Genomic DNA, 25,051 nt, shown 5'->3' on the forward strand with positions numbered 1-25,051 from the left:
GAAAGAACGGCCGCAGCCGCTCAATCTGCTCGTCCGTCAGCCAAAACAGGTCGCTCATCCCGGTCTCCTCGCGGAGCCTGAATCAGATCGCGACGCTCATATCAATGGGTCCTGACCCTAGCAATCTTCGGATCCTGTTCAGCCTCGACGACGACCCAGCCGTCGTAATTCGCGTCCTGCAGAGCAGCAATAAGTCGACCGAAATCGTAATCGCCGTCACCCGGTGTAGTGAACATCCCTGCCAGCACACCGCCGAGGAAGCTACCATCCCGCTGCGTGACGCTTGCATGTCGTGCGAGCCGCACGTCCTTTGCGTGAATATGGGCGACCCGCTCCGGCCAGGTCCGCGTTACACCCACCGGATCGATCTTACCCAACACGGCATGGCCGGTGTCGAGCGTCAGCCGGACACCCTCACCCGTCACGGATATCAGGTGATCGAGATCCGATGCCGTTTCCACGACGGTGCCGAGATGATGGTGATAGGCTAGCGTGAAGCCACGTCGTGACAAACGATCCGCGACGCGGTCCAGCCGCCGTCCAAAGGTCAACCAATCGGTTTTCGCCAACCGCGGCTGCATGGACATCGGATGAGCGGCATCGGTGTGAACGGCATTGCTGGTTTCGGCAAGGATCACGACATCGGCGCCCGCCGCAGCTAGGAGATCGAGGTGCCCCGCCATCGCGTCGAGTTCGGCATCGGCATCGCGCAGGAGCAGCGATGTCCCATACCACCCGCCGACGACCGAGAGGTCGTATGCCGCCATGGTGCGCACGAGCGTCGCCGGCTCACGCGGGAACAAATGGCCGAGTTCAACTCCTTCAAAGCCGATCGCCTGCGCATCGGACAGGATCGTCTCAAGCGTCGTGCCGGCACCCAGCGAGGGCAGGTCGTCGTTGACCCAGCCGATGGGGCTTACCCCCCAACGGATCGTCATGACGGGCGCTCGCAGGCGAGGCTCCCGGCAGGAATTGCGACGTACCAGGAATGCCCCCCACTGACGGTTTCACGCGCGGGGTCGGTCGAGATGACGATGACAGAGACGCCACCGCCGTCGCGTGCGCGCGTCAGCGCCGGACCAAGTGCGGCAACGCCGTCGACCTGCTCGGCCGAGGCGCCGAGACTGCGCGCATGCGCGACGAAGTCGATGTAAGGCGCCCGGTCGTCCATCAGAGTGCCGAATCGTGGTCCGCCGCAAGCGCGCTGGAGACGATCGATGCAGCCGAAGCCGCGGTTGTCGACGAGTACCAGCGTCATCCGCACGCCCATCGCCACGGCCGTCGCCAGTTCCGCATTCAGCATCAGGTAACTGCCGTCGCCGACCAGCACGACGATCTCGCGATCCGGCATCGCCAATGCCGCGCCGAGGCCACCGGCAACCTCATATCCCATGCACGAATAGCCATATTCGGCGTGGTAGCTGCCGGCCCGCAACGGTCGCCACAGTTTGTGCAGTTCGCCCGGCAACCCGCCGGCGGCGCAGACGACGACCGTGTCAACACTCGCATGGTGCCACACCGCACCCACGACCTGTCCGTCGGACGGCAGGTGCCCGTCCGGCGCCACGGCGCGCTCCCAGGCAAGGCCCCAATCCTCCCGCGCGCAGCGAATCGCATTCATCCAAGCGGCAGGTGTGTGCCAAGTTCCGAGGGCATCACGCAAGGCCTCGATCGTCACCGCCGCGTCGCCCACGACCGGCCACGCATCATGCTTGCCCGCGTCGTGCAGCGCGACATTGACCTGGAACACGGCGGCATCGTGCGCGAACAGCGTGCGCGATCCCGTAGTGAAATCCTGGAGCCGCGTGCCGATCGCGATCACGACGTCGGCTGCCATCGCGGCGCAGTTGGCAGCGGCGGAGCCGGTCACCCCGATGCCGCCGAGCGCCTGGGGATGATCCCAGCACAATGCTCCTTTCCCCGCCTGCGTCTCCGCCACTGGGATACCGGCGGCAGCAGCAAGATCCGCCAGTGCCGTTTCGGCACGGGCATAGAGAACACCGCCACCCGCAACGATCAACGGCGCACGGGCTGCCTCGACGGCCTCCACCAAGCGCGCCAGCTCACCCGCGTCCGGTGCGGGGCGACGGCGATGCCACAGGCGCTCGCGAAAGAACGTGGCGGGATAGTCGAACGCCTCAGCCTGCACATCCTGGCAAAGGCTCAGCGTCACGGGGCCGCACGCGGCAGGGTCGGTCAGCACCGCCATCGCGCGCGGCAAGGCGTCGAGCAATTGCTCGGGCCGCACGATCCGGTCGAACAGCCGCGACACGGGCCGAAAGCAATCGTTGGCGCTGACCGTCGCATCCGCGAAGCTTTCGACCTGTTGCAGCACCGGGTCGGGGCGTCGACTTGCGAACACATCGCCCGGCAGGAACAGCACCGGCAGCCGGTTGACGTGCGCCAGCGCCGCCGCCGTCACCATGTTGGTCGCGCCCGGGCCGATCGAACTGGTGCAGGCCATCGCCCGTTCCCGGCGCAGCGCCTTGGCATAGCCGATCGCAGCATGGGCCATGCCCTGTTCGCTATGCGCCCGCCACGTCGGCAGCGCATCACCAGCCTCGGCCAGCGCCTTGCCGAGCGCGGCGACGTTGCCATGACCGAAGATCGCCCAAACCGCGGCGAAATAGGGCACGATATGACCCTCGACGTCGACACGTTGCGCCGCCATCCAGCGCACTAGCGCCTGAGCGGCGGTTAGCCGGATCGTGTCCCTATTGGTCACGGCACCACCCCTGGTCGCGCATGCGCCTGCGCGCTGCGCCAAGCCTCGACCAGCACCCGGAAATTGTCGGCGATCGCCGTTTGCGCCGCTTCGGCGTCGATCGTCCCCGTCAGCCATTGCGCCGCCACCGCATTCCAGATCGTGCGGCCGACCGCAAATCCCTTGACGATCGAATAGGCCGCCGCCGTGGAAAATCGTTCGAGCAGGACGGCGGGTGCCGCCGACAGGCCAAGCAACAATACGCCCTGGCAATCGGGATCGTGGCGGGCGATCACCGCCGCGATCGCGTTCCAGGCGGCGGCATCACCTGCCGGCTCCAGCTTCCACCAATCGGGATAGATGCCGCGACGATACAGATGCTCCAGGACGTCCGCCGTCGTTCGCGGCGTCACCGCGCCGTGTGCGGAGACGATGACCTCTATCAGCAACTCGTGACGCGTCGCGCGGCACGCCTCGAACAGCCGCAGCAATCGCTCGTCTTGTAGCGCACGCAGGTCGGCGGGATCGTCGGTGCGATAGTAGACCAGGCATTTGACCACCTGCGTCACCGGCCAGGCGCGCAAGGCAACCGCCGGATCAGGGCCGCCCTCGAACTGCAACGGGCGCGATCCCGGCACCTCGATCGGCCGACCGGTCCAATAGGGCAGGTCGGCCGCGGCTTCGAGCGCACGCGCGCCGTCACCGCCATCGAGCAGCACACCGAAGGACGGATCGCCCGCCGCCAGCCGGTGCGTCGCGGCGAGCACCAGTTCCTTGAAGCCGGCGATGCGGCCGCGCGTTTCTTCGCCCAGTTCGCGGACCAGATGGTCGAACTGCGTGCGGTGATCGACTGCCAGCACGGTGAGCGCCGCATAGCGGCGTGGCCGATGTGCCACCCAGTGCCGCTGTTCTAGCGCGCGATCGTCGCGCAGGCGCGACGGCAGCGCATCGCGGGTGAGGACGTCCTGCAATTCCTGCCACCCTGGCATGGCCGGTGCGCAGCCATGGCGCGAGACGACCAGCGCTCCGCATGCATTGCCCCAGGCACCGGCGGTGGACAGCGATTCGCTACGTAACCATGCACGCAGGAATCCTGCCATGAACGCATCGCCGGCGCCCAGCGCATTGAACACCTCGACCGGATAACCCGGTACGACCAGCGCATCGGTCAGCTCCACGGGGATGGCGCCCTCGAACACCGTACATCCGGCCGCCGCTCGTTTCAGCACGATGGGCGCGTCGGTCATGTCGCGGATCGTCAGCAGCGCAGCGCGCGTGTCGAGCGAGCCGCCTAGGATATGGATCTCCTGCTCCGTCCCGACCACAAGGTCGACACACGTCAGCGCCCGCTGCAGCGTGGCGGTGACACCGCCATCGGCAACGAAGCGGTTCTCGCCCATGTCGCGCGGCGTCAGCCCCCAAAGCACGGGCCGGAAATCCACGTCGAACGCCACGCGGCCGCCACTTTCGCGCATCAGCCGCGCGGCATGCAGGCTGGCTGCGAACACCCGCGGCTGCGACAGATGCGTACCGTTGATGAGCAAAGCACCGGCAGTGGCGATAAACTGAGGATCGACGTCCGCCACCGACAAGGCCATGTCGGCGCAATTCTCGCGATAGAAGATCAGCGGAAAGTTTTCGGCATCGCGGATGCCGAGCAGCACCAGCGCGGTCAACCGATCGGGATCGGTGAGCACACCTCGGGTCGACACCCCCTCGCGGATCAGCTGTTCGCGGATGAAACGGCCCATGTGGTCGTCGCCCACCTTGGTCAATACCGCGCTGGCGAGGCCGAGCCGAGCGGCGCCGATAGCCGTATTCGTCGGGCTGCCGCCGACATATTTGGCGAAGCTCGCCATGTCCTCCAGCCGGCCGCCAACCTGTTCACCATACAGGTCGGCGCAGGAACGGCCGACAGTGATGAGGTCCAGGGTGCGCCTCGCCGCACGTGCAGGGTCGTCGTTCCACGCCGTCACGGCCGGCAGACATATGGCCGTTTCGTTCCCACGACAACGCCGCTCTTGCGATATGGCAGGTGCAATGAGATGGAAGCGTCGAAACGCAGGGAGGATCGCACGTGCATGCCGTGGCGCTGATCGGCGCGGGACGGATCGGGGCGGTCCATGCCGCCAACATCGCCGCCCATCCCCGGTTGCGGCTGGTCTGCGTCATCGACACGGCTGCGGGTCATGCCGCAGCCTTGGCTGCGCACAGCGGCGCGGACGTGGCATATGACATCGCCGCGCTCGACGGCCGGACCTTGGCGGGCGTGGTGATCGCCAGTCCTACCGCGACGCATGTCGACTACATGCTTGCCGCCGCGGAGGCAGGCCTCGCCGTGCTCTGCGAGAAGCCGATCGATCTCGACCTGTCGCGCGCCCGTGCCGCCGCCGATCGGGTTGAGACGACGGGCGCGCGCGTGCTGCTCGGGTTCAACCGCCGCTTCGATCCACATGTCGCGGTTCTACGGAACCGTTTGGTGGCAGGCGAGATCGGCAGCATCGAAACGCTGCATATCGTGAGCCACGATCCCGCACCGCCGCCGATCGATTATGTGCGCGGCTCGGGCGGGCTGTTCCGCGACATGGTGATCCATGATTTCGACATGGCGCGCTGGTTGCTGGGCGCGGAGCCGGTCGGCGTCTTCGCGACGGCCGCCTGCCTAGTCGATCCCGCGATCGGCGAAGCGGGCGATGTCGACACCGCGCGCATTGTGCTGCGCACGGAGGACGGGCGGCTCTGCTCGATCAGTTCGACGCGGCGCAGCGGCTATGGTTACGACCAGCGGATCGAGGCTTATGGCGCCCGCGGCATGCTGCGCGTCGGCAATGTCCGCGAGACCGAGGTCGAGGGGTGGAACGACGCCGGTGGCCGCATCGACCGAGCGCAGCACTTCTTCCTCGATCGGTACGCCGCCGCTTACCAACGAGAGATGGACCATTTCGCGCAGGTGATCGACGGCGCCGCGCCCGCGATCACCCCGCGCGACGGCGTCGCAGCGCTCGCAGTCGCGGAGGCCGCCGAACGGTCGATGGCCTCAGGGCGGATGGAAGTACCCGACGCCTAGCCGGCGGCTCGTCCGAAGGACGGCGGCCGATCCGCGGCGGCGCGCCCGAATGCCCGATTGGGTTGACGGCCCATGCGAAAGACGAGGCGCCCGCCCGAGGCCAAATCGGCATGCGCGATCCAGCTCTTCGTCCAGGGCTGGCCGTTCCACGTCACGTTTTGCACGTAGACTGCCTCCGGCCCGATACCTGGGGCCTCGATCGTCACACGCCGGCCGCCGCCGACGTCGAGCGTCGCCTGCGGGAACAGCGGCGCGCCGAAGACGTAGACCGCACTGACCGGATCGACGGGATAGAGGCCGAGCGCGCTCATCAGGTACCAGGCGCTCATTTGCCCACAATCCTCGTTCCCGGAAAGCCCGTCAGGCGCCGCGCGATACTGACAAGCGAGCAGCATCCGGACGCGTGCCTGCGTCTTCCATGCCGCGCCGCAATAGGCATAGAGGTAGGCGACGTGATGACTCGGCTCGTTGCCATGCGCATATTGGCCGACCAGGCCGGTGATGTCGGGTACTGATGCGCCGGCGATCGTGCTGTCCGCGGCGAACAGCGCGTCGAGCTTCGCCTCGAACGCGGCATCGCCGCCGAACAGGTCGATCAGTCCGTAGACGTCGTGCTGCGGCAGGAAGGTCGCCTGCCACGCATTGCATTCGGTAAAGTCGCGCCAGTGGGCCGTGTCGTGGCCAAGTGCACTCGGGTCGAACGGTTCCGCCCAACGACCGTCAGCGAGGCGCGGGCGCATGAAACCTGCATTCGCGTCGAACAGGTTGCGATAGTTGCGGCTGCGCGCGCGCAGCCGTGCCGCGTCCTCGGCCGCCCCTGCCGCGTCGGCGATCGTCGCCATGGCCCAATCGTCATAGGCATATTCCAGCGTCTTGCTGGCTGCTTCTGCGACATGGTCGCTGGGGATGAAGCCCAGCTGCCGGTACGGCCCCAAGCCCTTCACGTCGCGATCGAACGCCAATTCGCGGAAACGCGGCCAGGCCGCCGCATAGTCGATTCCAGGCACGCGCTTGGCGGCCGCCTCCGCGATCACCACCGCGGAATGCCAACCGATCATGCAATGCGTCTCGATACCCTGCAGCGGCCAGACCGGCGGACCATAGCGGCTCTCATTCGCCATCCGGACGAGGCCACGGACGAGATCAGCATTGCGCTCGGGCTGCACCAGCGTCAGCAGCGGATGCAGCGTGCGATAGGTGTCCCACAGAGAATAGGTACTGTAGTTGCGCGTACCCGCCGGCACGGTGTGCACGGCGGTGTCCATGCCGCGGTACCGCCCGTCGACATCCGAGAACAGCGTCGGGGCGAGCAATGCATGATAGGCGGCGGTGTAAAAGATGCGGCGCTCTACGGCGCTACCTCCCGCTACGGTCAATTTGCCCAATTCTGTCGCCCACGCCTGCCTTGCGGCTTCGCGCACTCGATCGAAGTCCCAGTCGGGCAGCTCGGCGTCGAGGTTGCGCAGCGCTCCGGCCACGTCGACGCCCGACAAGGCGACCTTTACCAGCAGCGGCGCGGCGCCCGCGTCGGGGAACATCAGCGCGACCTTCAGCGCTGCACCCGCCACGTCGTTGCCGGCGACTGCCCGGTCGTTGCTGTAGAAGCGTGCCTCGGCGAAGGGGCGCGAGACCCGAAGGGCGAAATGGATGACCCGCCCACCTGCCCATTGCTGCACCCGACGGCTGCCCACCAGCGTGTCGCGGCCGACGAGCCGCAGCGAGGCATCAGTGATCGGAGTGGGGCGCGGCGGGTCGAAGCCGATGCTGGCAGGGTCGGGTTCGTCGCGGTTGCCGTGGGAGAAATCTATCAGCAGGTGGCCCGCGACGGGGAATCGATAGCGATGCACCCCGACACGATCGGTGACGGTCAGTTCCGCGGCGATGCCGCTGCCGGGGAAGCGCACCGCATAATAGCCCGGCGAGGCGTGCTCATCGGCGTGGGAGAAGCGCTGGCGGTAGCTGCCCTCCGGCCGCTCCCGCGATCCCGGCTCCAACACCACCGGCCCGGTGCGCGGCACCACCAGCACGTCGAGCAGATCGCCCACGCCCGTGCCGGACAGGTGGGTATGGCTGAACCCGAGGATGGACGTGTCGTCGTGGTGATAGCCCGAGCACGCATCCCATCGCGCATTGTCCGTGTCCGGCCCCAGCTGTACCATGCCGAACGGCCGCGTCGCGCCAGGATAGGTATGGCCGTGGCCGCCGGTGCCGATGAACGGGTCGACGAGCGCGCACGGATCGTCCGTGCCGGACGCAGCGGAGGCGGGCAGCGCCGCCGCCAGCGATGCGATGCCAGTCCCCGCGATCACGGAGCGGCGGTCGAGGGACAGGTCAGCGGACATAGATGGGATTCCCGATCAACCAGAGGCGTCCGTCGCCGCGCAGCACGTCGACCCGGAACCATTGCCGCGCACCATTGCGCAGGCGCAACGGCATATCAGCACGCTCGCCGACGATCGCGATCGGGACACCCTGTCGCCGACCGTCTACGGTCAGTGCCAGGCGGCCACCGGCGACGCCCGCGACATGCGCGAGAGCATCGATCGCCCCGCGTGCCCGCGGCAGCGTACCGCCCATCGCGACCGTGGCGCCGCCGCGGGTCGCCCTAAGGTCGAGCACCCGCCCCCGCCCTTCGTCCAGATCGACGAACACGCGGCCCGATCGCAGCCCCTTGAGGATGCTGCCTTGCGACAGTTGGTCGGCATGGATCACCGTGGCGATGCTGCCGATCGCCGCCTGCGGGCCGATCGGCGAAGCACCACGATACTGGATCGCGTCGTGATTGTCCGATCCGGCGACGCCGGCGAGCCGATAGCCACGATCGAGGAGCGCTTCCCAATAGCGTACCTGCTTCGTCACCGCCGCCTCGCGGTTGCCCGGCGTCTCGATGGTAGAGCCGCCGTTGACGACTTCGATCGCGTCGACCTGCGTATAGTCTGTATCGCGCGGTGCCCAGCCGCAACCCAAGCAGTCCTCGCCGGTCGGCCGCGATGGGTGATTGATCGTCAGGAAGCCGCCGGTCCGGTGGGCGCTTGCCAGCAGCATCGCCATCGTCTCCGCGCCCGGTCGGCCGACATCGGTTTCCAGCGGCCCCATGTAACCAAGTAGATTGGCATGGCCATCGCGCGTCGTCAGCTCGCGCCCGGGCAACAGCAGCAGCGTGTCGAAATGCGGCTGAAGATAGCCCATTTCGATGAAATGCGAGGTGACGTTGTGGTCGGTGAGCGCAACGAAGTCCAAGCCGTGCGCCGCCGCTTCCTGGAACGTGTAGAATGGTGGGCATGGCGCCTCGCGCCCGGCATAGCTGCGGCAGCGCGCATCGCTCTGACCGCTGTGCGTGTGAAGGTCGCCCCGGTACCAGCCGGCATCGGCACGGATCGGCGTGGCCGCAAAAGCGACCTCGTCGAGATCGGACGCCTTGGAGAACCAGATGCGGGCGGACCAATGCGCGATATCGCCGGCGCGGATGCTGGGGACGGCCATCAGGATACGCCAATGCCCCGCCGGGATCGGCCCCGGCAGGAACGACGGGCTGGCGAACGCTTCGCCGATCGAGAACGCATATTTGGTGCCGCCGCCCCAGCCGCGTACACGCTGCGGGTCGGCGACGCCCAGGGTGATCGTGACGCCACGATCGCGCCCGTCATAGACGAAGACGACGCGGACCTGCGCCGTGCCGGCCGGCACCTCGAAACCGAGATCGCGCGTCGTGGCACGATCGGCGGCACTGACCGTGCCCGACAGCACGGCATCGGGCGGCCGGTCGAATGCGGCGGCCGCAGGAGCTGCCATCAGCACCAGCCAAACCAGCAGAAGCCACCGCGCCATCGCCGTTCCCCTTACCGTGTCGCCTGCATCGACCTACATCTTCATCGTCAGACTGAACTGGAACACCCGGCCCGTCTTCATATAGCCGCCGTTGCGATCATTGGAGATATAGGTCCGTTCCTTGCCCACCGTCGCCCAATAGGTGTGCTGGTCGAGCAGGTTACGCGCCGAGACGCCGACCTCAAGATTGTCGGTCACTTCATAGGCGAGCCCGAAGTTCAGCTCGCCGACCGGCTGGACGTAGATGTCGGGCTGCGTATCCTGCACCGTCGCCAGGATGCGCCCGGTGTAATTGTACCACAGGTTGGTGCGGAAACCGCCGCCCGCGTAGAAGACTTCGGCATTGTAGATGATGTCGGGGGCCTGCGGCAGGCTGGTCGTACGAATGTCGGTCGCCGCGATCTGATAGGTGGCGCGCGTCTGCTGGTAGGTGACGTTGCCGCCGACGCCGAAATTGCCGAGCATACCGCCGCCGACGAGGTCGCCGAGTGTGAAGCGGCCCGACGCCTCGACGCCCTTGGCATTCCCGCTGCGGCCGTTGGCCGTCTGGACGAACAGGAAGGTATTGCCGTTGGCATCGGTACCACCCGGCACGCCGACCGAGCGAGTGCCCGATGGCACCAGCACGTTCTTCAAGTCCTTGTAATAGAGCGCGAGCTGGAAATATCGCCCGACGCCGCCGTAGTAATCGACACCGGCATCGTAGCTCCAAGCCTCGACCGGCTTGAGATCCGGATTGGGACGGGTGACGGTGATGACGCCGCCGCTCGGATCGCTGAAGCGCGTCGGCCCGGCGAGCAGATCGAAGGCCGGACGCGAATAGCTGGAGCGCACCGAGGCTCGCACGACGAAACGATCGTCCGGCTTCCACGCCGCAAGCAGCGACGGGTCGAGATGATCGTAGGAACGGCCGGCGTTGATGAAGGCCGTGCCGGAGAAATAGCGTGCGGAGAAGCTGTTGTCCTCGTAGCGGATGCCCGGCATCACCTCGAGCGCACCGGCCTTCACCGTCGCGGTGGCATAGATCGCTTTGCGCTTTTCGGTCCCGTCGAGCAGCCCCTGGTTGATTGTCGCGGCTGGAACCGCGCCGACGTTGATATACTGGCTGACCTGCGAATCGAGCTGGCTGCGCGACAGCACCTTGATCGGCCGCGCCGGATAATAGCTGAGGAAATCGGTCAGTACGTCACCAAAATATTGTCCGACGGTCGGCCCCTGTATCGTTCCCGCCTGCAAGGGGGTGAGGAAGCGATAGCGCGTCGTATCCGGCTGAAGGCTGCGGCCGGTACGGTGCGAATCTTCGTACAGGCCGCCGACCGCGACACTGGCGAGCAGCCCCTCGCCCTCCCAGCCGACGCTGCCCTTCACCGTCTTCTTGTTTTCCGACAAATAGTCGTAGCCCTGCTGGATATAAAGCTGGGTCGGCCGATCGAGCGTCGCGACATAGGCGGTGGCCCCCGACGACAGCACGGGACGCGGCGAACGCGGGTTCGACAGATCGACGTTTACGCCCTCGGTCGCGGCACCCGTATTCCCCGGTGCGCCGTTATAGGCGATGCCGCGGAATGCCGCTTCGATACGGGTCGGCTGGTCGAAGCGGCCGTCTGCATAGGCCCCTTCGAGCGAGGCGGTGAAGCCGTTCCAGTGCGCGCGCGCGCCCAGCTGCACCGATAGCAGCTCCTGCTCGACATCCTCGGTGCGGAAGTAGCTCGCCGGGTTGATCCCGAGCGGCGTGTAGACACCCGCCGCATTATACGCCCCCCCGTTCGGGTTGGCCTGACCGCGGGTCAACTCGTTGCGCAACGCGGTCTGATTCATGGTATTGGTGTTGTTGTACGTCGCGTAATTGACGCGGGCGAACAGGTCGACGGGCTCGCTCTTGAAGTCGAATGACACCGTCGCACCGTAGCGCTTGATCTCGTTGTTGTAGAAATTCCATTGGATGCCATCGGCGGCAAGCCGGCCGCCGCTCGCCAACACGTTGCGCGCCGTGTTGCTGGTCGCGTTCAGCGCCTTGTAGTCGTTCTGGACAGCGGTCGATTCGGCGGCGTTGGCACGCTCCTCGTAATAGCCGGCGACATAGACGCCGAACTGACCGTTGCTGCCGAAGCGGCGCGCGGCGTCGATGCCGACTGCGCCACCCAGCCCCTTCTGCTTGCGGTCGAGCGCAAGTTGCGCACCCTGCGTCAATACGCGGGCGCGAGTGAAGGAGCGGCTGAAGTCGAACGCGGTCGGTGAGCGCAAGTCGACGATACCGGCGATCGCGTCCGAATCCTTCGCTGCGCCGGGCGTCTTGTCGGTGGCGATGCCGCCGATCGCGAACGGCGAAAACAGGTTGAGCGAGATCGCGCGCGACGTGCCCGCCACCTGCGGCAGGCGTAGGCCGTCCAGCGTGTAGGCGTTGTAGCTGGTGTCGAAGCCGCGGATCGATACGAACTGAGCCTCACCGGTCGCGCTCTGGTTTCGCCCCTGGTCGCGGCTTACCGACACGCCCGGCAGCATCTTGGCCAGATCGGCGACGCCGGTCTGCGAATTGATCGCGACGTCGCCCGTGGTGACGATATCGACCGTGCCGATCGCATCACGCTCCTCGTTGAGCGCGGTGCGCTGGCGCTTGCCGTTGACCACGATGTCGTCGGTCAATGCCTGGCTGGCGGTCTGAGCCGGGTCCGTGTCCGTGACCGCGGCATCGGCAGTCTGCGCGCCGGCCAGCGGCACCGTCTGCGCCACGGCAGGTGCGACGATCATGACGGCAGCCCCCCCCCACCGCTCCCGAAAGAAGACGCACCTTGGCTTCGTGAAGTCGCATACCATCCCCCTGCATCGCCTCGTCGGTCCGATCCGGACCGTGCTGCCGCGGCGCTAGAGAACATATTGGACAGATTTATGTCAATTTGATTTTTTCATGCTAATAAGTTTTTGAACATGACGTTTCAAAATGTCCCTGCCCAGCAACGTCAGGACGCATCGGCACCTGCCCCCGCCTGCCTGCGGTCGCGCCGCGCCGCGCTGCGTTCCTGCTCATAGGCCAGGCCGACGACCAGCGCCTGCGCGACGCACAACGAGGCGGACAAGGAGCGGAAACCGCGCACTTGCGACTCACGCACGATCAGCGCCTGCGTGGCGAGCTTGGCGATCGGACTGGTCAGACTGTCGGAGATCGCCAGCACCTTGGTACCGGCCGCGACTGCCGCCTCGACCGCGCTGATCGTCTCGGCCGCGTAGGAATGATAGCTGATCGCGATCAGCAGATCGCGCGACGACATGGCGCGAAACTGCTGGAAGGCCAGGCCGCCGACCCCGTCGATCAGCATGGTCGGCTTACCGGCCTGCGGGATGGCATAGGCAAGATAGGCCGCAACGGGGAACGCCCGGCGCATGCCGGCCAGGTGAACGACCTGCGCCTTGCGGATCAGTGCCACGGCATCGGCGAGCCCGTCCTGGCCGATGGTCGCGCGCGTGTTCTGGAGCGCCGCCACATCGCCTTCGGTGAATTCATCGATCAACACGCCGACACCGCCCGCCGATACCGAATGATCGACGCTGGCGTTGAACCGGTGGACACGTTCGCCATAACCGAGCGATGCGTTCGTCGCGAGCAGGCTGTCGCGTAACAGCCGCTGCATCGGACCCGCGCCCGTATAACCCAGCGACTTGGCGAAACGCACGATCGCCGATGGCTGCGCGCCCGAACGCTCCGCAATCACCGCGAGCGTCTGCAACGCCATGTCGTCGGGATGGTCCAGCACGTAGCGCGCAACGTGCTGCAACCGCTTGCTGAAGCCATCATAGCGCGCAAGGATCGTATCGCGCAGGTCTTCGGCCGTCGCAGGCGCCGATCCCGCATCATCCGTAACAGGGGTTTCCATGATGACGGATCATAGGATCGGCGGTCGCGAATACAACGCGGATTTGTGGAATGGAATTTCCATATTGACAAAGTTCGGCAAATATCTGTCTATATCGCCATGGGTGCAAGCGGGGGCAGCGCGGTGGACGACGACAGGATTCCGTCGTGACGGCGATGACGGGGCCGGTGACGAACTCCGTCCGACCGGCGCGGCTGATCGGCCTTGCCGGTGCCCTGTCCGCCAATCTGCTCAACATGATCGGCATCGGCCCGTTCATCACCATTCCGCTGGCGCTGGCCGCGATGGGCGGACCACAGGCGTTGCTGGGCTGGCTGCTCGGTGCCCTGCTGTGCCTGTGCGACGGTCTCGTCTGGGCGGAACTCGGCGCGGCCCTTCCCCGCTCGGGCGGGCCGTTCCACTATCTGCGCGAAGCCTATGGGCCGGCGAGGCTCGGGCGCCTGTTCGGCTTTCTCTACCTCTGGCAGACGCTGCTGATCGGCCCGATGTCGATCGCTTCGGGGACGGTCGGCCTGGCCCATTACGCGACCTTCCTCTGGCCGACGTTGACCGGATGGGGCGTGACGGCGCTGGCTGCGGCCGTCTGCCTGGTGAACACCGCGCTGTTGTGGCGCGACGTGCGGGCGATCGAGCGGCTCTCGATCGCGATCGGGGCGATCGTGATCGGCGCCTGTCTGTGGATCATTGTCAGCGGCGCGTTGCATTTCGACGCGGCCCGCGCCTTCAGCTTCCCCGCACATGCCTTCGCTCCCTCGTCGGCCTTCTGGCTGGGCCTTGGATCGGCGACGCTGATCGGTGTCTATGACTATGGCGGGTACAATGCCGCCTGCATGCTCGGCGGCGAAATCCGTGAGCCGCGGCGGACCATCCCCCGTGCAGTGCTGATCTCCATCCCGCTCGTCGCGGCGCTGTATATCGGATTGAACCTGTCGATCCTCGGCGTCCTGCCCTGGCAGCAGGCGATGAAGAGCCAGGCCGTGGTCGCCGATTTCATGCAGGCGCTCTATGGCCATGCAGGCGGCGTCACGGTCGCCGTCCTGATCCTGATCGCCAGCTGGGCATCGGCGCTGATCGTGCTGCTCGGCTATTCGCGGGTGCCTTACGCAGCCGCGTTAGAGGGCGAATTCTTCGGCGCCTTCGCCCGGCTGCATCCCCGCGGCCGGTTTCCCACGGTGGCGCTGATGTTCATGGGCATCGCTTCCGCCGCCGCCTGCCTCGTCAGCCTCGACAATCTGATCGCGGCGTTGATCGTGGTGCAGACGCTGTTCCAATATACCGCGCAATGTTTCGCGGTTGTCGCGCTGCGCCGCCGCCGTCGCGCGGCGGGCGAGGACAGCTTCCGCATGCCGCTTTATCCGCTGCCGGTGGTGGTCACGCTGATCGGCTGGCTGTTCATCGTCGGCACCAGCCGCCCGGTCCATATCCTTGGCGGACTCGGTGCCATGGCAGTGGGCACCATCGTCTTTCTGGCGCTCGCCCGCCGCCGCGCAAGTTGGCCCTTCGCATGACCCGGTTCCGTTACGATGTCGCATCGGTCGGCGAGATCTATGTCGATCACGTGTTCAGCGGCTTTGCCGCCTGGCCGCAGCCGGGCGAGGAGGTCGTGACCGACGCCTATATCCGCGCCATCGGCGGCGGCGCTGCGGCGACCGCATGTGGTCTGGCCCGCCTGGGTCGGCGCGTTGCGCTGGTCGGTCTGGTCGGCGCCGACGATCGCGAATGGTTCGCGCGCGGCCTCGCGGGCTTCGGCGTGGCGGAGGACGGGCTGGCCGTAGGCGATGGAGCGAGCGGCACCACGATCAGCGTATCGACCGCCGAGGATCGCTCCTTCTTCACCCATGCCGGCGTCAACCGGAATGTCGGCGCGCTCGCCGCCGGGGCCGGCCTCGCGACGTTGATGCAGGCCCGGCACGTCCATTTCGCCATGCCGCTCGCCCGCGTCATCGCCGATGCCGTCCTGCCGGCGCTCGCTGGCGCCGGAATCACCACCTCGCTCGACATGGGCTATCAGCCGGACTGGATCGCCGACCCGGCGAATCAGGCCACCCTGACCGCGATCGACCATCTGATGCCCAACGAGAAGGAGGCAGCGCTGCTCTGCGGCAGCGATAATCCCGCGGCATATCTCGCCCACGCCGCCGCGATCGGTCTCGCCCATCCGATGCTGAAGCTCGGCGCGCGTGGTGCCGCCGCGCTGGATGGCGACGCGGTGGTCACCGCAGCGCCGCCCCGCATCGCCGCCATCGACGCCACCGGCGCGGGCGATGCATTCGACGCCGGGTATATCGACGCGCTGCTCGACGGCCTGACCGCCACGGAGTGCCTGCAACGCGGCTGCATCACCGGCGCGCTCTCGACACGCGCACCGGGCGCACTCGCCGCCCTTCCCGATCGACACGAACTCCGGAGCTTCCATGACCGCACCTACTGATCGCAAGCTGACGCTGATCGGGGGTGGCGGCGTCCGCACGCCGCTCGTCACCTTCGGCGTCAACGACGCCGCCGAGGCGCTGGGCGCACGCGAGCTCGTATTGTGGGACCCGGACGCCGACCGGCTCGCGATCATGGCCGCACTTGGCCGCGCGATCGTCAAAGCCGAGGGCGGCACCCTGCGCGTCCGCGAAGCGGTATCGATCGAGGATGCGATCGAAGGCGCGTCCTTCGTGATGAACAGCATCCGCGTCGGCGGCATCGCCAGCCGGGCCGCCGACGAGCGGATCACCATCGAGCACGGCTTTCCGGGACAGGAAACCACCGGCCCGGCTGGCGCCGCGATGGCGCTGCGCACTGTGCCGATCGCAATCGCACAGGCGCAGCTGGTCGAGCGGCTCAGCCCCGACGCCTGGATCGTCAACTTCACCAACCCCGCCGGCCTCATCACCCAGGCAGTTGCCGACCATAGCAGCGCCAAGATCGTCGGCATCTGCGACACGCCGACCGAACTCTTCCACAATATCGCGCACGCGCTCGGCGCGTCGCTGGCCGAAGTGGAATGCGATTATGTCGGCCTCAACCACCTGGGCTGGGTGCGCGGCATCCGCCTTCACGGCGAGGACGTGTTCGATCGCGTACTGGCGGACGACGCGATCCTCGACCGTCTCTATTCGGCGCCGGTCTTCGACAAGGCGATGATCCGCGCGCTGCGCCTTATCCCCACCGAATATCTCTTCTTCTACTACGAACGCCGCCGTGCCCTCGCCAACCAGAGCCGCCACGGCTCCAGTCGCGGCACCGAGGTGGAGGCACTAAACGTCCGTCTGATCGCTACCTTGCGCGAACGGCTGGCGGCGGACGACGGCGCCGGCGCGATCGCCGCCTATGCCGCCTACCTCAACCGCCGCTCGGGGTCGTACATGAAGCTGGAGGCGGAGGGCGGATCCGCCTTCGACCCGGAAGCGACGTTCGACGTCGACCCCTTCCGTGTCGCCAGCGGCTATCATCGCATCGCCATCGACGTGATGAGTGCGCTTACCGGCGCGCGCCCGGCGACCATCGTCGTCAACACGCGCAATCAGGGCGCCCTGCCGGACCTGCCCGATCGCGACATTGTGGAAACTTCGTCGCGGATCGAGCGGGACCGGATCACGCCGCTGCCGATCGCGCCGCTGCCCGATCCCGCCATCGGTCTCGTTCACGGCATCAAGGCCTATGAACGGGCCGCCATCGAGGCAGCCTTGAGCGGCGAGCGACCGACCGCGCGCAAGGCGCTGCTGATCCATCCCGCGATCGGGGAATGGGACCCGAGCGGCGCGTTGCTCGCCGATCTGCTTGATCCGACCTGTCAGCATTGCTGAGGCATCGTCGCTTGCGCGTGCCGCTCGCCGTGGTCGCACCGGTGGCAACCGGCTTACAGCTGAGCGGCATCTGTCTGAATGGCTGGCGTTTCGCCACAGCCGTGACGCTCGCCCGGATGGACGGATTGCGCTATCCGACACCGGCGCGAACCAGCACGGCGTCGGACAGCGTCGATGCGCTGCCGGAGCCCAGATGACTCGCCTCTTCACCCGCCCGACGCGCCGTACGGTGATCCGCAGCGGATTGGCCGCCGGGCTGGCCATGGGATCGGAGGCCGCCGCCATCGGCCGGGCGCTTGCTATCGCGCCCGACGTGCGCAGCGGCACCATCGCCGATGTCGATCATGTCGTCATCCTGATGCAGGAAAATCGCGGCTTCGACCATTATTTCGGTACGATGCGGGGCGTGCGCGGCTTTGGTGATCCGCTGCCTGTACCGTTACCCGACGGTCGGACGATCTGGTCACAGGAAACCGCCGAAGGCCGGCTCATCGCGCCCTTCCACCTCTCCACTGTCGATACATTCGCATTGATGCGCGTCGCCGGCACGCCGCACACCTGGCCGGATGCCCACGCAGCCTGGGACCATGGCCGGATGGCCCGCTGGCCTGCAGCCAAGACAGAACGCGCGATGGGTCATTATGCCCGCGCCGACCTGCCTTTCCAGTTTGCGCTCGCCGAGGCGTTCACGCTCTGCGATGCCTACCACGCAGCCGTTCAGACCGGCACCAATACCAACCGCTTGATGCTGTGGACCGGTACCAACGATCCCACCGGGACCCACGGCGGCCCAGCGATCGGCAATTCCCACGACAGCCTGCCGGCGGACGGCGGCTGGCCCGATCCATATCGCTGGACGACCTATCCCGAACGCTTGCAGGCAGCGGGGATCGACTGGCGCATCTACCAGGACATGGCGGACAATTTCACCGACAATCCGTTGGTCGGCTTTGCCGCCTACCGCGATGCGCCGCCCGGATCGCCGCTACGCGAGCGAGCTTTGACCACGCAAGGGCTAGACCGGCTGCGTGCGGACGTGCTTGCCAAGCGACTGCCCCAAGTGTCGTGGGTCATCGCCGATGCGGCGGGATCGGAACATCCCAACCCGTCCAGTCCCGCGCAGGGCGCTGCCTATACCGCTGCGGTGCTGGATGCGCTGACCGCCGATCCGGCGGTATGGGCGAGAACCGCCTTGTTCGTGATGTTCGACGAGAATGACGGCTTCTTCGATCATGTACCGCCACCGGCGCCGCCCTCCCCGGATCCCACGCAGCCCGGCGGATTCGCCGGACTTTCCCGCATCGACACGACCGGCGAATACCATGAGGTCGCCAGCGTGTCCGACGCCGCCGCCGACCAGCCGGGCTACCGCGGGCGGCCTTATGGCCTCGGGCCACGCGTTCCCTGCTATGTAGTGTCGCCGTGGAGCCGGGGCGGCTGGGTCGATTCGCAGACGTTCGACCACACATCGGTCATCCCTTTCCTCGAACGGCGTTTCGGGGTCGCCGAGCCCAATATCTCGCGCTGGCGACGGGCCGTATGCGGCGATCTCACCAGCGCCTTCGGTTTCGCCAACAGCGATATCCGTCGTCCCCCGCCGCTCCCCGACGTGCGGAGCCTCGCGCAGCGCGCCGCCGCGCTGAAGGGGCAGCCCGAACCGCGTGCGCCGTCCGTCACCCTTCCGCCGGTACAGGAACCAGGCCTCCGGCCCTCCCGCGCGCTGCCCTATGATCTCGATGCGAGTGTCGGCGGGATTGACGACGCGGGTATCACGCTCGACCTCGCCTGCCGGGGGGCGCCCGCGGTGCTCCATGTCTACGACCGGATGCGCTCTGGCGGCATCCCGCGGCGCTATACGTTGGCGACCGGCGACCGCCTGTCCGCGCACTGGCCGGTGGATGAGACCGGCAGCTACGATCTCTGGCTGCTCGGTCCCAACGGCTTTCATCGGCATATGGCCGGCAGGGGAACCGGACCCGACGTGCGCTGGCGCCTTACGCCTGCGTCTGCGGCGCTCTGGATCATGCTGGCGCCCGGCCTCGCCGCCAAATCGCTCCGCCATCCGGCCGCACATCCGGCCTGGGACAGCGATGGCGGTGAGCGCCGACTGTCGCTGACCGCGACCGGAGGCTGGTACGATATCCTCGTCACCGCCCCCGACCGGCCGAACTTCCGCCGCCGCATTGCCGGACGGCTTGAAACCGGCCGCCCATCCTGGTCGGAACCACCGCTTTCGCCGAATCGGCAGCCATGACCGCGCTCACCCGCCGCAGTCTGCTCGCCGGATCCGCCGCCGTCGGCAGCTTTGCCGCGAGCGGGACCGCTCTTGCCGCCTCACGACCCGCCGCCGGACCATCGCCAGTCACATCATCGCCGCGCCTGACGCTGTCGATCGACGACGGCTGGCGCTTTCACGAAGGCGATATCCCTTTTCCGCCGATCCTCGATCACGAAGCGTCGTACGCGCATGCCAAGGCGGGCAACGCGACCGGCGCTGCGGCGGCGGACTATGACGACAGCGGCTGGTCGCGCGTCACCATCCCGCACGACTGGGCATTGGGCCAGCCGTTCGACCGCGGCGCGAATATCGACCAGGGGTTCCGTCGTCGTGGCATCGGCTGGTACCGCCGGACCTTCGCGCTCGACCCGACGGCGCGGGGCCGCCACCTGGAATTGCGCTTCGACGGCATAGCCACGCATTCCACCGTCTGGATCAACGGCACGCTGGCGCATCGGCATTTCAGCGGTTTCACCGGCTTTGCCGTCGATCTTACGCCTTTCGCTCTCTTCGGGGATGATCTCAACTCCATCGCGATCCGCGTCGATGCCGATGCAACGGAGGGCTGGTGGTATGAAGGTGCCGGCATCTATCGCCACGCCTGGCTGGTACAGCGCAGCCCCGTGCATATCGCCACGGACGGGATCTATGCCGACCCGCGCCGCACTGCGCCTAGCCGCACCGACTGGGAGATCCCGGTCGAGATCACGATCCTCGACACCCGATCGAGCGATACGGCCGCGTCCGCCGCAGCGACGACGGTAGAAACGATCCTGTTCGATGCCGCCGATCGACCCATTGCGCGCGCTGTCGCTGGAGTCAGTCTGCCGTTCGGCGGGATTACCGTCGCCCGCCTGTCACTCCCGGTGGCCGCACCGGATCTCTGGTCGCCCGACACGCCGCACCTCTATCGGCTGTCGACGCGGCTGCTGCGCGAAGGAGAAGTGGACGATGCGCTCGACACGACGGTCGGATTTCGCAGCCTGCGCTTCGATGCCGCCCAGGGTTTCTTCCTCAACGACGTGCCGCTGAAGATCAAAGGGGTCTGCGCGCATCAGGATCATGCCGGCGTCGGCGTCGCGGTGCCGGACAGCCTGTGGGACTTTCGTCTTACCCGGGTGAAGGCGATGGGAGCCAATGCCCTGCGCTGCGCGCACAATGCTCCGTCCGCCGCGCTGCTCGATGCCGCCGACCGGATCGGCATCATGGTCATGGACGAGCATCGCGAGTTGAGCCCCGCCGACGACGCGCTCGATCGTCTCGCCTGGTTGATCCGTCGCGACCGCAACCATCCCAGCGTCATCCTGTGGTCGCTGTGCAACGAGGAGTCACTGCAGGCGAGCGCCATGGGCGTTGCCATGATCCGGCGGATGAAGGCGGTCGTACGTGGCCTCGACGCCCGCCGGCCGATCACCGCAGCGCTGAACGGCGCGATGTTTGCCGAGCCCAACATCGCCGACGAACTGGACGTGATCGGCTTCAACTACGGCACCGCACATTACGATCGCTATCGCGCGCTCCACCCCGATCGCCCACTGCTCAGTTCGGAAGATACCTCCGCCTACATGACCCGTGGTGCGCTCCACACCGATCGGGCGGCCCATGTCCTTGCCGACGACGACAGCGAACATGCCGGCTGGGGACAAAGCCACCGCGAGGCCTGGCGCTCGATCGCCGAGCGGCCTTTCCTGGCCGGAGGGTTCGTCTGGACGGGCTTCGACTATCGCGGCGAGCCGACGCCGTTCGAATGGCCCAGCGTCGGCAGCTTCTTCGGCGCGATGGACCTGTGCGGCTTCGCCAAGAGCGCTTTCCACATCCGTCGTGCTTTGTGGCGCGCCGAGCCCGTATTGGAACTCTCGCCGCACTGGACTTGGCCAGGCATGGCAGGCCAGCCGATCCGTATCCTCGTCATCACCAATGCCGAGCGCGTGGTATTGCGCCTGAACGGTCGCATCGTCGCCGATCTCACCATCGATCGCTATGCCATGGCCGCGGCGACCCTTCGTTACGCTCCCGGCCGGCTTGAGGCGATCGCGTATCGCAACGGCCGCGCGATCGCGCATCGACGCATCGATACCGCAGGGCCGCCCGTTGCGCTGCGCCTGACGCCCGATCGCGTCACGATCATGGGCGATGGGCGCGACACGGTTCCGATCACCGTCGAGGCGCTTGATAAGCACGGTCGGGCGGTACCGATCGCCACCGATGCGATCACCTTCCGAAGCGACGGCGGCACGATCCTGGGGGTGGGCAATGGGGATCCGAACAGCCATGCCAGCGATCTGCCCTCGAACGACGGTTCTTCCGCACGTCGCCGGCTCTTTGCAGGGCTTGCCCAGGTATTGGTGCAAGCCAGAGGCCAAGGACGAGCCATCGTCCACGCTGAAGCGGAAGGCCTTGCGCCGGCGCGCATCGCGCTGGCCGCGATACCGCACAGCGCTCCCGCACTGCCCTCCCGCAATGGCCGCCAAAGTCTAACGGAATGGCGCCAGGCACCGGCATCCGCAACGCTCCCCGACCTGACCTCCCCGGTTAACGAAGCCGACATGAACAGCTGGGCGTGGATTAAGCCGGGCTCTACCGAGATGGGACGCAGCGATGCCCGTTACGTTCTGTTCCGCGTTACGTTCGAACCCTGGCAGTCGATCAGGAAGAGTGGCGGCACGATCGTATTCGCCGCACTCGCCGGGGCAGTGCGGATCTGGCTTGATGGGCATCTGATGCATGTCAAAAGCGACCGCGGCGTCGGCCAAGTCGAACTATCACTGCGCCCGGGAGGTGCTAGGCATACCCTGCATCTGCTGTTCGATACGGGAGGATCAGCAGGCGCATTCGGGATCGCGGGATCGGTCGGTATAGACCCTCAGCTGCTCCCCGTGACGTGCCCCCCGCCTTTCATCCAGCTGCGACCAGAGGCCGACCGGTGCTGTGCTGCTACCCGTTCCTGGACCACTTGGCTGGCCGTCATCCAGCATCTGCCGGCAGCGGCGGGCCCTGTGCCGCTGACCGGTTTACCAGCGATATGGGCGTTTTGTTGCGCGTCGCGCTATGCGGTCGCACCTCGTTGTAGTCTCTACGCCAAGCCTCGCAATTTCGCACCGCGTCGTCGAGGCTCATGAACCAGTGCTGGTTCAGGCATTCCGCGCGGAACTTGCCGTTGAAGGACTCGATGAACGCGTTGTCCGTTGGCTTGCCGGGCCGGCTGAAGTCGAGCGTGACGCCGCGGGTGTACGCCCACAGATCCAACTCGCGCGAGATGGAACTCGCTGCTTTGGTCGACCCGGATCGATACCGGATAGCCCACCTCGCTGCACACCCGTTCGAGCGCCTCTACGACGTCCGGCGCACGAAAGCTGAACCGCGGCACCACCGCCGGCGAGAACCGGCTGTAGGTGTCGACGATCGTCAGGATACGCAGCTTCGTCCCCGTCGCGAGGTGGTCATGGACGAAGTCCATGCCCTCCGCCGCTTTCCATCGATGCTCCGCATCGCCGGCGCCTTGCGCGGCGGCTCCGCCCACACCCCATTCAAACAAGACGCCGCGCAGCGGCCTTCTCTCAGCTTCGCCTTCACCCGGCGCTTCGGCGGCTTTTGTCGCAGCTGCAGCCCCAACTCCTCCCGCCGGAGCAGCACATGGATGCGGCGATAGCCATACCGCACCCGCGTCTCGGCGATCTCCTTCATCCGCTTCTTCAGGTCGGCTTGATCGGCGCGGCACCCACGATAGTGGTAGCTCGACCGTTCCGCCCGGAACACCCCACAGGCCCGCCTGATGATGACCTGCCATGTGCTCCTAACGGCGTCGACGAGCTGCCGGCGCCGGTCAGGCCTCAGAGCTTTCGCGACCCATTCGGTCTACGATCAATTCCCCAGATTGATCGTCAAACGGCCTCATCCTGCAACATCGCCTTGTCGAGGCTCAGATCAGCAACCAACCGCTTCAGCTTGGCGTTTTCCTCCTCGAGCTGGAGCAGCCGCCGCATCTCCGACGGCATCAGACCCGTGAGCTGCTGCTGGTTTCGTGGGCACCGAGATAGGGTGTTTTTCGGAACCGGAGGATGGAGATGCAGCGACGGAAGTTCAGTCGTGAGTTCAAGCTCGAGGCGTTGAAGCTGGTTCGGGAACGCGGGGTATCTGTGTCGCAGGCCGCACGCGATCTGGACCTGCACGAGAACGTGCTGCGCAAGTGGGTGCGTGAGCTGGCGGCGGACCCGGGATCGGCATTCCCTGGTCACAGCGTGATGAAGCCAGAGCAGCAGGAGATTGAGCGGCTGCGCCGCGAGTTGGCCAGGATGAAGGCGGAGCGCGACATCCTAAAAAAAGCGGCGGCCTACTTCGCCAGGGATTCGACATGAGGTTCGAGTTCATCGCGAAGCACCGAGGGATCTGGCCGGTGTCGTGGATATGCGAAGCGCTCGGTGTTTCTTGGCAAGCGGCTTTCATGCCTGGCTGGTTCGGGCGCCCAGTGCGCGTGCCCGGAGCGACGAGGAATTCGGCACCAGGGTTCGCGCCAGCTTCATCTCCAGCTATCGCACGTACGGGGCACGCCGCGTCTGGCACGACCTTTTGGCCGAAGGCCTCTCATGTGGTTTGCATCGCGTCGAGCGGCTGATGCGTGTTCATGGCCTGAAGGCTCGACCCCGGCGTCGTGGTCTGCCGAAGGACGACGGTCTGCGATCCGTCATCGCCGATAACCTCCTCGATCGCCAGTTCACGGCCGAGGCGCCCAACCAGCGGTGGATCGCTGACTTCACCTACATCTGAACCGCCGAAGGAGGGCTGTACGTCGCCGTCGTTATCGACCTGTTACCGCGCCGGGTGGTCGGCTGGTCGATGAGTGACACCATGAACGCTCAACTCGTCGCCGACGCGTTGATGATGGCGATCTGGCGGCGCGGAAAGCCCGACGCCCTGCTGCACCACTCGGACCAGGGCAGCCGATATACGAGCGAGAAGTTCCAGCGGCTGATGGCCGACAACGGCGTGACATGCTCGATGAGCCGGTCGGGCAACGTTTGGGACAATGCGGCGATGGAGAGCTTCTTCTCCTCGCTGAAGACCGAGCGGGTGGGACGTAAAACCTACCGCACGCGCAATCACGCGAAGGCAGACGTGTTCGACTACATCGAGCGCTTCTACAATCCGACGCGACGCCACTCGACCCTGGGCTATCTCAGCCCCATGGACTTCGAGCGCCAAGCGCAGGTAGCTTGACCTCGTGTCCACGAAACCGGCAGCAGCTCAGTCACGGCTCATCGAGAGCGTGACGATCTACCCGGACAAGGCGGGTGGCGCGGAGGCGGAGGTGGTGGCGAAGGTATCGGATCTGGTGGGATGTGCGACAAACGACAACGCCGCCCGTGAGGGCGGCGTATCGAGGTCTGTAAGAGTGGTTGCGGGGACAGGATTTGAACCTGTGACCTTCAGGTTATGAGCCTGACGAGCTACCGGGCTGCTCCACCCCGCGCCAAATATCCATCGCAGTGGTACTTTGATGGAGTGTCCTGTTGG

General features: G+C 66.5%; 13 protein-coding genes, 1 tRNA gene and 3 pseudogenes. 8 read left to right on the forward strand and 9 right to left on the reverse strand.

Annotated features, from left to right (window positions below):
• Positions 1 to 101: 101 nt before the first annotated feature.
• The 3 genes from iolE to AC4GY7_RS17875 are packed head-to-tail and all read right to left on the reverse strand — an operon-like array spanning position 102 to position 4,680.
• On the reverse strand, positions 102 to 938 hold the full coding sequence (iolE, locus tag AC4GY7_RS17865; protein WP_491116541.1) for a myo-inosose-2 dehydratase: 837 nt from the start codon (positions 936 to 938) through the stop codon (positions 102 to 104).
• Entirely contained in the window at positions 935 to 2,725 is a 1,791-nt protein-coding gene (iolD, locus tag AC4GY7_RS17870; RefSeq protein ID WP_491116543.1) for a 3D-(3,5/4)-trihydroxycyclohexane-1,2-dione acylhydrolase (decyclizing), read from the reverse strand. Before iolD ends, iolE begins: the two co-directional genes overlap by 4 nt.
• Positions 2,722 to 4,680, reverse strand: coding sequence for a bifunctional 5-dehydro-2-deoxygluconokinase/5-dehydro-2-deoxyphosphogluconate aldolase (locus AC4GY7_RS17875; RefSeq protein WP_491116545.1), 1,959 nt, complete (start codon positions 4,678 to 4,680; stop codon positions 2,722 to 2,724). Before AC4GY7_RS17875 ends, iolD begins: the two co-directional genes overlap by 4 nt.
• A gap of 101 nt (positions 4,681 to 4,781) precedes the next feature.
• On the opposite strand from AC4GY7_RS17875, the gene iolG reads away from it, so the two are divergent.
• Positions 4,782 to 5,771: an inositol 2-dehydrogenase gene (gene iolG, locus AC4GY7_RS17880; RefSeq protein ID WP_491116547.1), complete on the forward strand. Its 990-nt coding sequence runs from the start codon at positions 4,782 to 4,784 to the stop codon at positions 5,769 to 5,771.
• Here iolG and AC4GY7_RS17885 read toward each other — a convergent pair.
• The 4 genes from AC4GY7_RS17885 to AC4GY7_RS17900 all read right to left on the reverse strand — a co-directional run bounded on the left by AC4GY7_RS17885 (position 5,768) and on the right by AC4GY7_RS17900 (position 13,468).
• On the reverse strand, positions 5,768 to 8,113 hold the full coding sequence (locus tag AC4GY7_RS17885; RefSeq protein ID WP_491116549.1) for a GH92 family glycosyl hydrolase: 2,346 nt from the start codon (positions 8,111 to 8,113) through the stop codon (positions 5,768 to 5,770). The genes iolG and AC4GY7_RS17885 overlap by 4 nt on opposite strands.
• A complete protein-coding gene (locus AC4GY7_RS17890) occupies positions 8,103 to 9,599 on the reverse strand; it encodes a CehA/McbA family metallohydrolase (protein WP_491116551.1) in 1,497 nt (498 codons plus the stop codon). Before AC4GY7_RS17890 ends, AC4GY7_RS17885 begins: the two co-directional genes overlap by 11 nt.
• A 33-nt stretch (positions 9,600 to 9,632) precedes the next feature.
• Positions 9,633 to 12,347 carry a TonB-dependent receptor gene (locus AC4GY7_RS17895; protein WP_491116553.1) on the reverse strand — a complete coding sequence of 905 codons (2,715 nt, stop codon included), beginning with the start codon at positions 12,345 to 12,347 and terminating at the stop codon, positions 9,633 to 9,635.
• Positions 12,348 to 12,556: 209 nt separating this feature from the next.
• The gene (locus AC4GY7_RS17900; protein ID WP_491116555.1) at positions 12,557 to 13,468 is read right to left on the reverse strand and encodes a MurR/RpiR family transcriptional regulator; all 912 of its coding nucleotides are present in this window, start codon (positions 13,466 to 13,468) and stop codon (positions 12,557 to 12,559) included.
• 167 nt (positions 13,469 to 13,635) lie between these two features.
• Between AC4GY7_RS17900 and AC4GY7_RS17905 the strand changes: the two genes are divergently transcribed.
• From AC4GY7_RS17905 to galA, 6 genes and pseudogenes are all read left to right on the forward strand, one after another.
• The gene (locus AC4GY7_RS17905; protein ID WP_491116557.1) at positions 13,636 to 14,976 is read left to right on the forward strand and encodes an APC family permease; all 1,341 of its coding nucleotides are present in this window, start codon (positions 13,636 to 13,638) and stop codon (positions 14,974 to 14,976) included.
• Entirely contained in the window at positions 14,973 to 15,899 is a 927-nt protein-coding gene (locus AC4GY7_RS17910) for a carbohydrate kinase family protein (protein WP_491116559.1), read from the forward strand. Before AC4GY7_RS17905 ends, AC4GY7_RS17910 begins: the two co-directional genes overlap by 4 nt.
• A complete protein-coding gene (locus AC4GY7_RS17915; RefSeq protein WP_491116561.1) occupies positions 15,883 to 17,262 on the forward strand; it encodes a family 4 glycosyl hydrolase in 1,380 nt (459 codons plus the stop codon). Before AC4GY7_RS17910 ends, AC4GY7_RS17915 begins: the two co-directional genes overlap by 17 nt.
• A gap of 11 nt (positions 17,263 to 17,273) precedes the next feature.
• Positions 17,274 to 17,459, forward strand: coding sequence for a hypothetical protein (locus tag AC4GY7_RS17920; RefSeq protein ID WP_491116563.1), 186 nt, complete (start codon positions 17,274 to 17,276; stop codon positions 17,457 to 17,459).
• A complete protein-coding gene (locus AC4GY7_RS17925; RefSeq protein WP_491116565.1) occupies positions 17,456 to 19,516 on the forward strand; it encodes a phosphocholine-specific phospholipase C in 2,061 nt (686 codons plus the stop codon). The genes AC4GY7_RS17920 and AC4GY7_RS17925 overlap by 4 nt, the downstream gene beginning before the upstream one ends.
• Positions 19,513 to 21,945: pseudogene (gene galA, locus AC4GY7_RS17930) on the forward strand (beta-galactosidase GalA); the annotation flags it as partial. The gene AC4GY7_RS17925 and the pseudogene galA, both read left to right, overlap by 4 nt.
• A 559-nt stretch (positions 21,946 to 22,504) precedes the next feature.
• Here the strand turns inward: galA and AC4GY7_RS17935 are convergent.
• A pseudogene (locus AC4GY7_RS17935) lies at positions 22,505 to 23,556 on the reverse strand (IS3 family transposase); the annotation flags it as partial.
• 48 nt (positions 23,557 to 23,604) lie between these two features.
• Between AC4GY7_RS17935 and AC4GY7_RS17940 the strand changes: the two are divergent.
• Positions 23,605 to 24,754: pseudogene (locus tag AC4GY7_RS17940) on the forward strand (IS3 family transposase).
• 176 nt (positions 24,755 to 24,930) lie between these two features.
• On the opposite strand, the gene AC4GY7_RS17945 reads toward AC4GY7_RS17940, so the two are convergent.
• Positions 24,931 to 25,007, reverse strand: a tRNA-Met gene (locus tag AC4GY7_RS17945).
• Positions 25,008 to 25,051 lie beyond the last annotated feature (44 nt).

Source organism: Sphingomonas sp. SP5 (genome assembly GCF_058313455.1).

Bases quoted from the DNA above. Each gene is read 5' to 3' on its own strand.
- AC4GY7_RS17910 (WP_491116559.1), top strand. From the start codon at position 14,973: ATGACCCGGTTCCGTTACGATGTCGCATCGGTCGGCGAGATCTATGTC.
- AC4GY7_RS17900 (WP_491116555.1), bottom strand. From the start codon at position 13,468: ATGGAAACCCCTGTTACGGATGATGCGGGATCGGCGCCTGCGACGGCC.
- AC4GY7_RS17895 (WP_491116553.1), bottom strand. From the start codon at position 12,347: ATGATCGTCGCACCTGCCGTGGCGCAGACGGTGCCGCTGGCCGGCGCG.
- AC4GY7_RS17890 (WP_491116551.1), bottom strand. From the start codon at position 9,599: ATGGCGCGGTGGCTTCTGCTGGTTTGGCTGGTGCTGATGGCAGCTCCT.
- AC4GY7_RS17925 (WP_491116565.1), top strand. From the start codon at position 17,456: ATGACTCGCCTCTTCACCCGCCCGACGCGCCGTACGGTGATCCGCAGC.
- AC4GY7_RS17915 (WP_491116561.1), top strand. From the start codon at position 15,883: ATGACCGCACCTACTGATCGCAAGCTGACGCTGATCGGGGGTGGCGGC.
- AC4GY7_RS17885 (WP_491116549.1), bottom strand. From the start codon at position 8,113: ATGTCCGCTGACCTGTCCCTCGACCGCCGCTCCGTGATCGCGGGGACT.
- iolE (WP_491116541.1), bottom strand. From the start codon at position 938: ATGACGATCCGTTGGGGGGTAAGCCCCATCGGCTGGGTCAACGACGAC.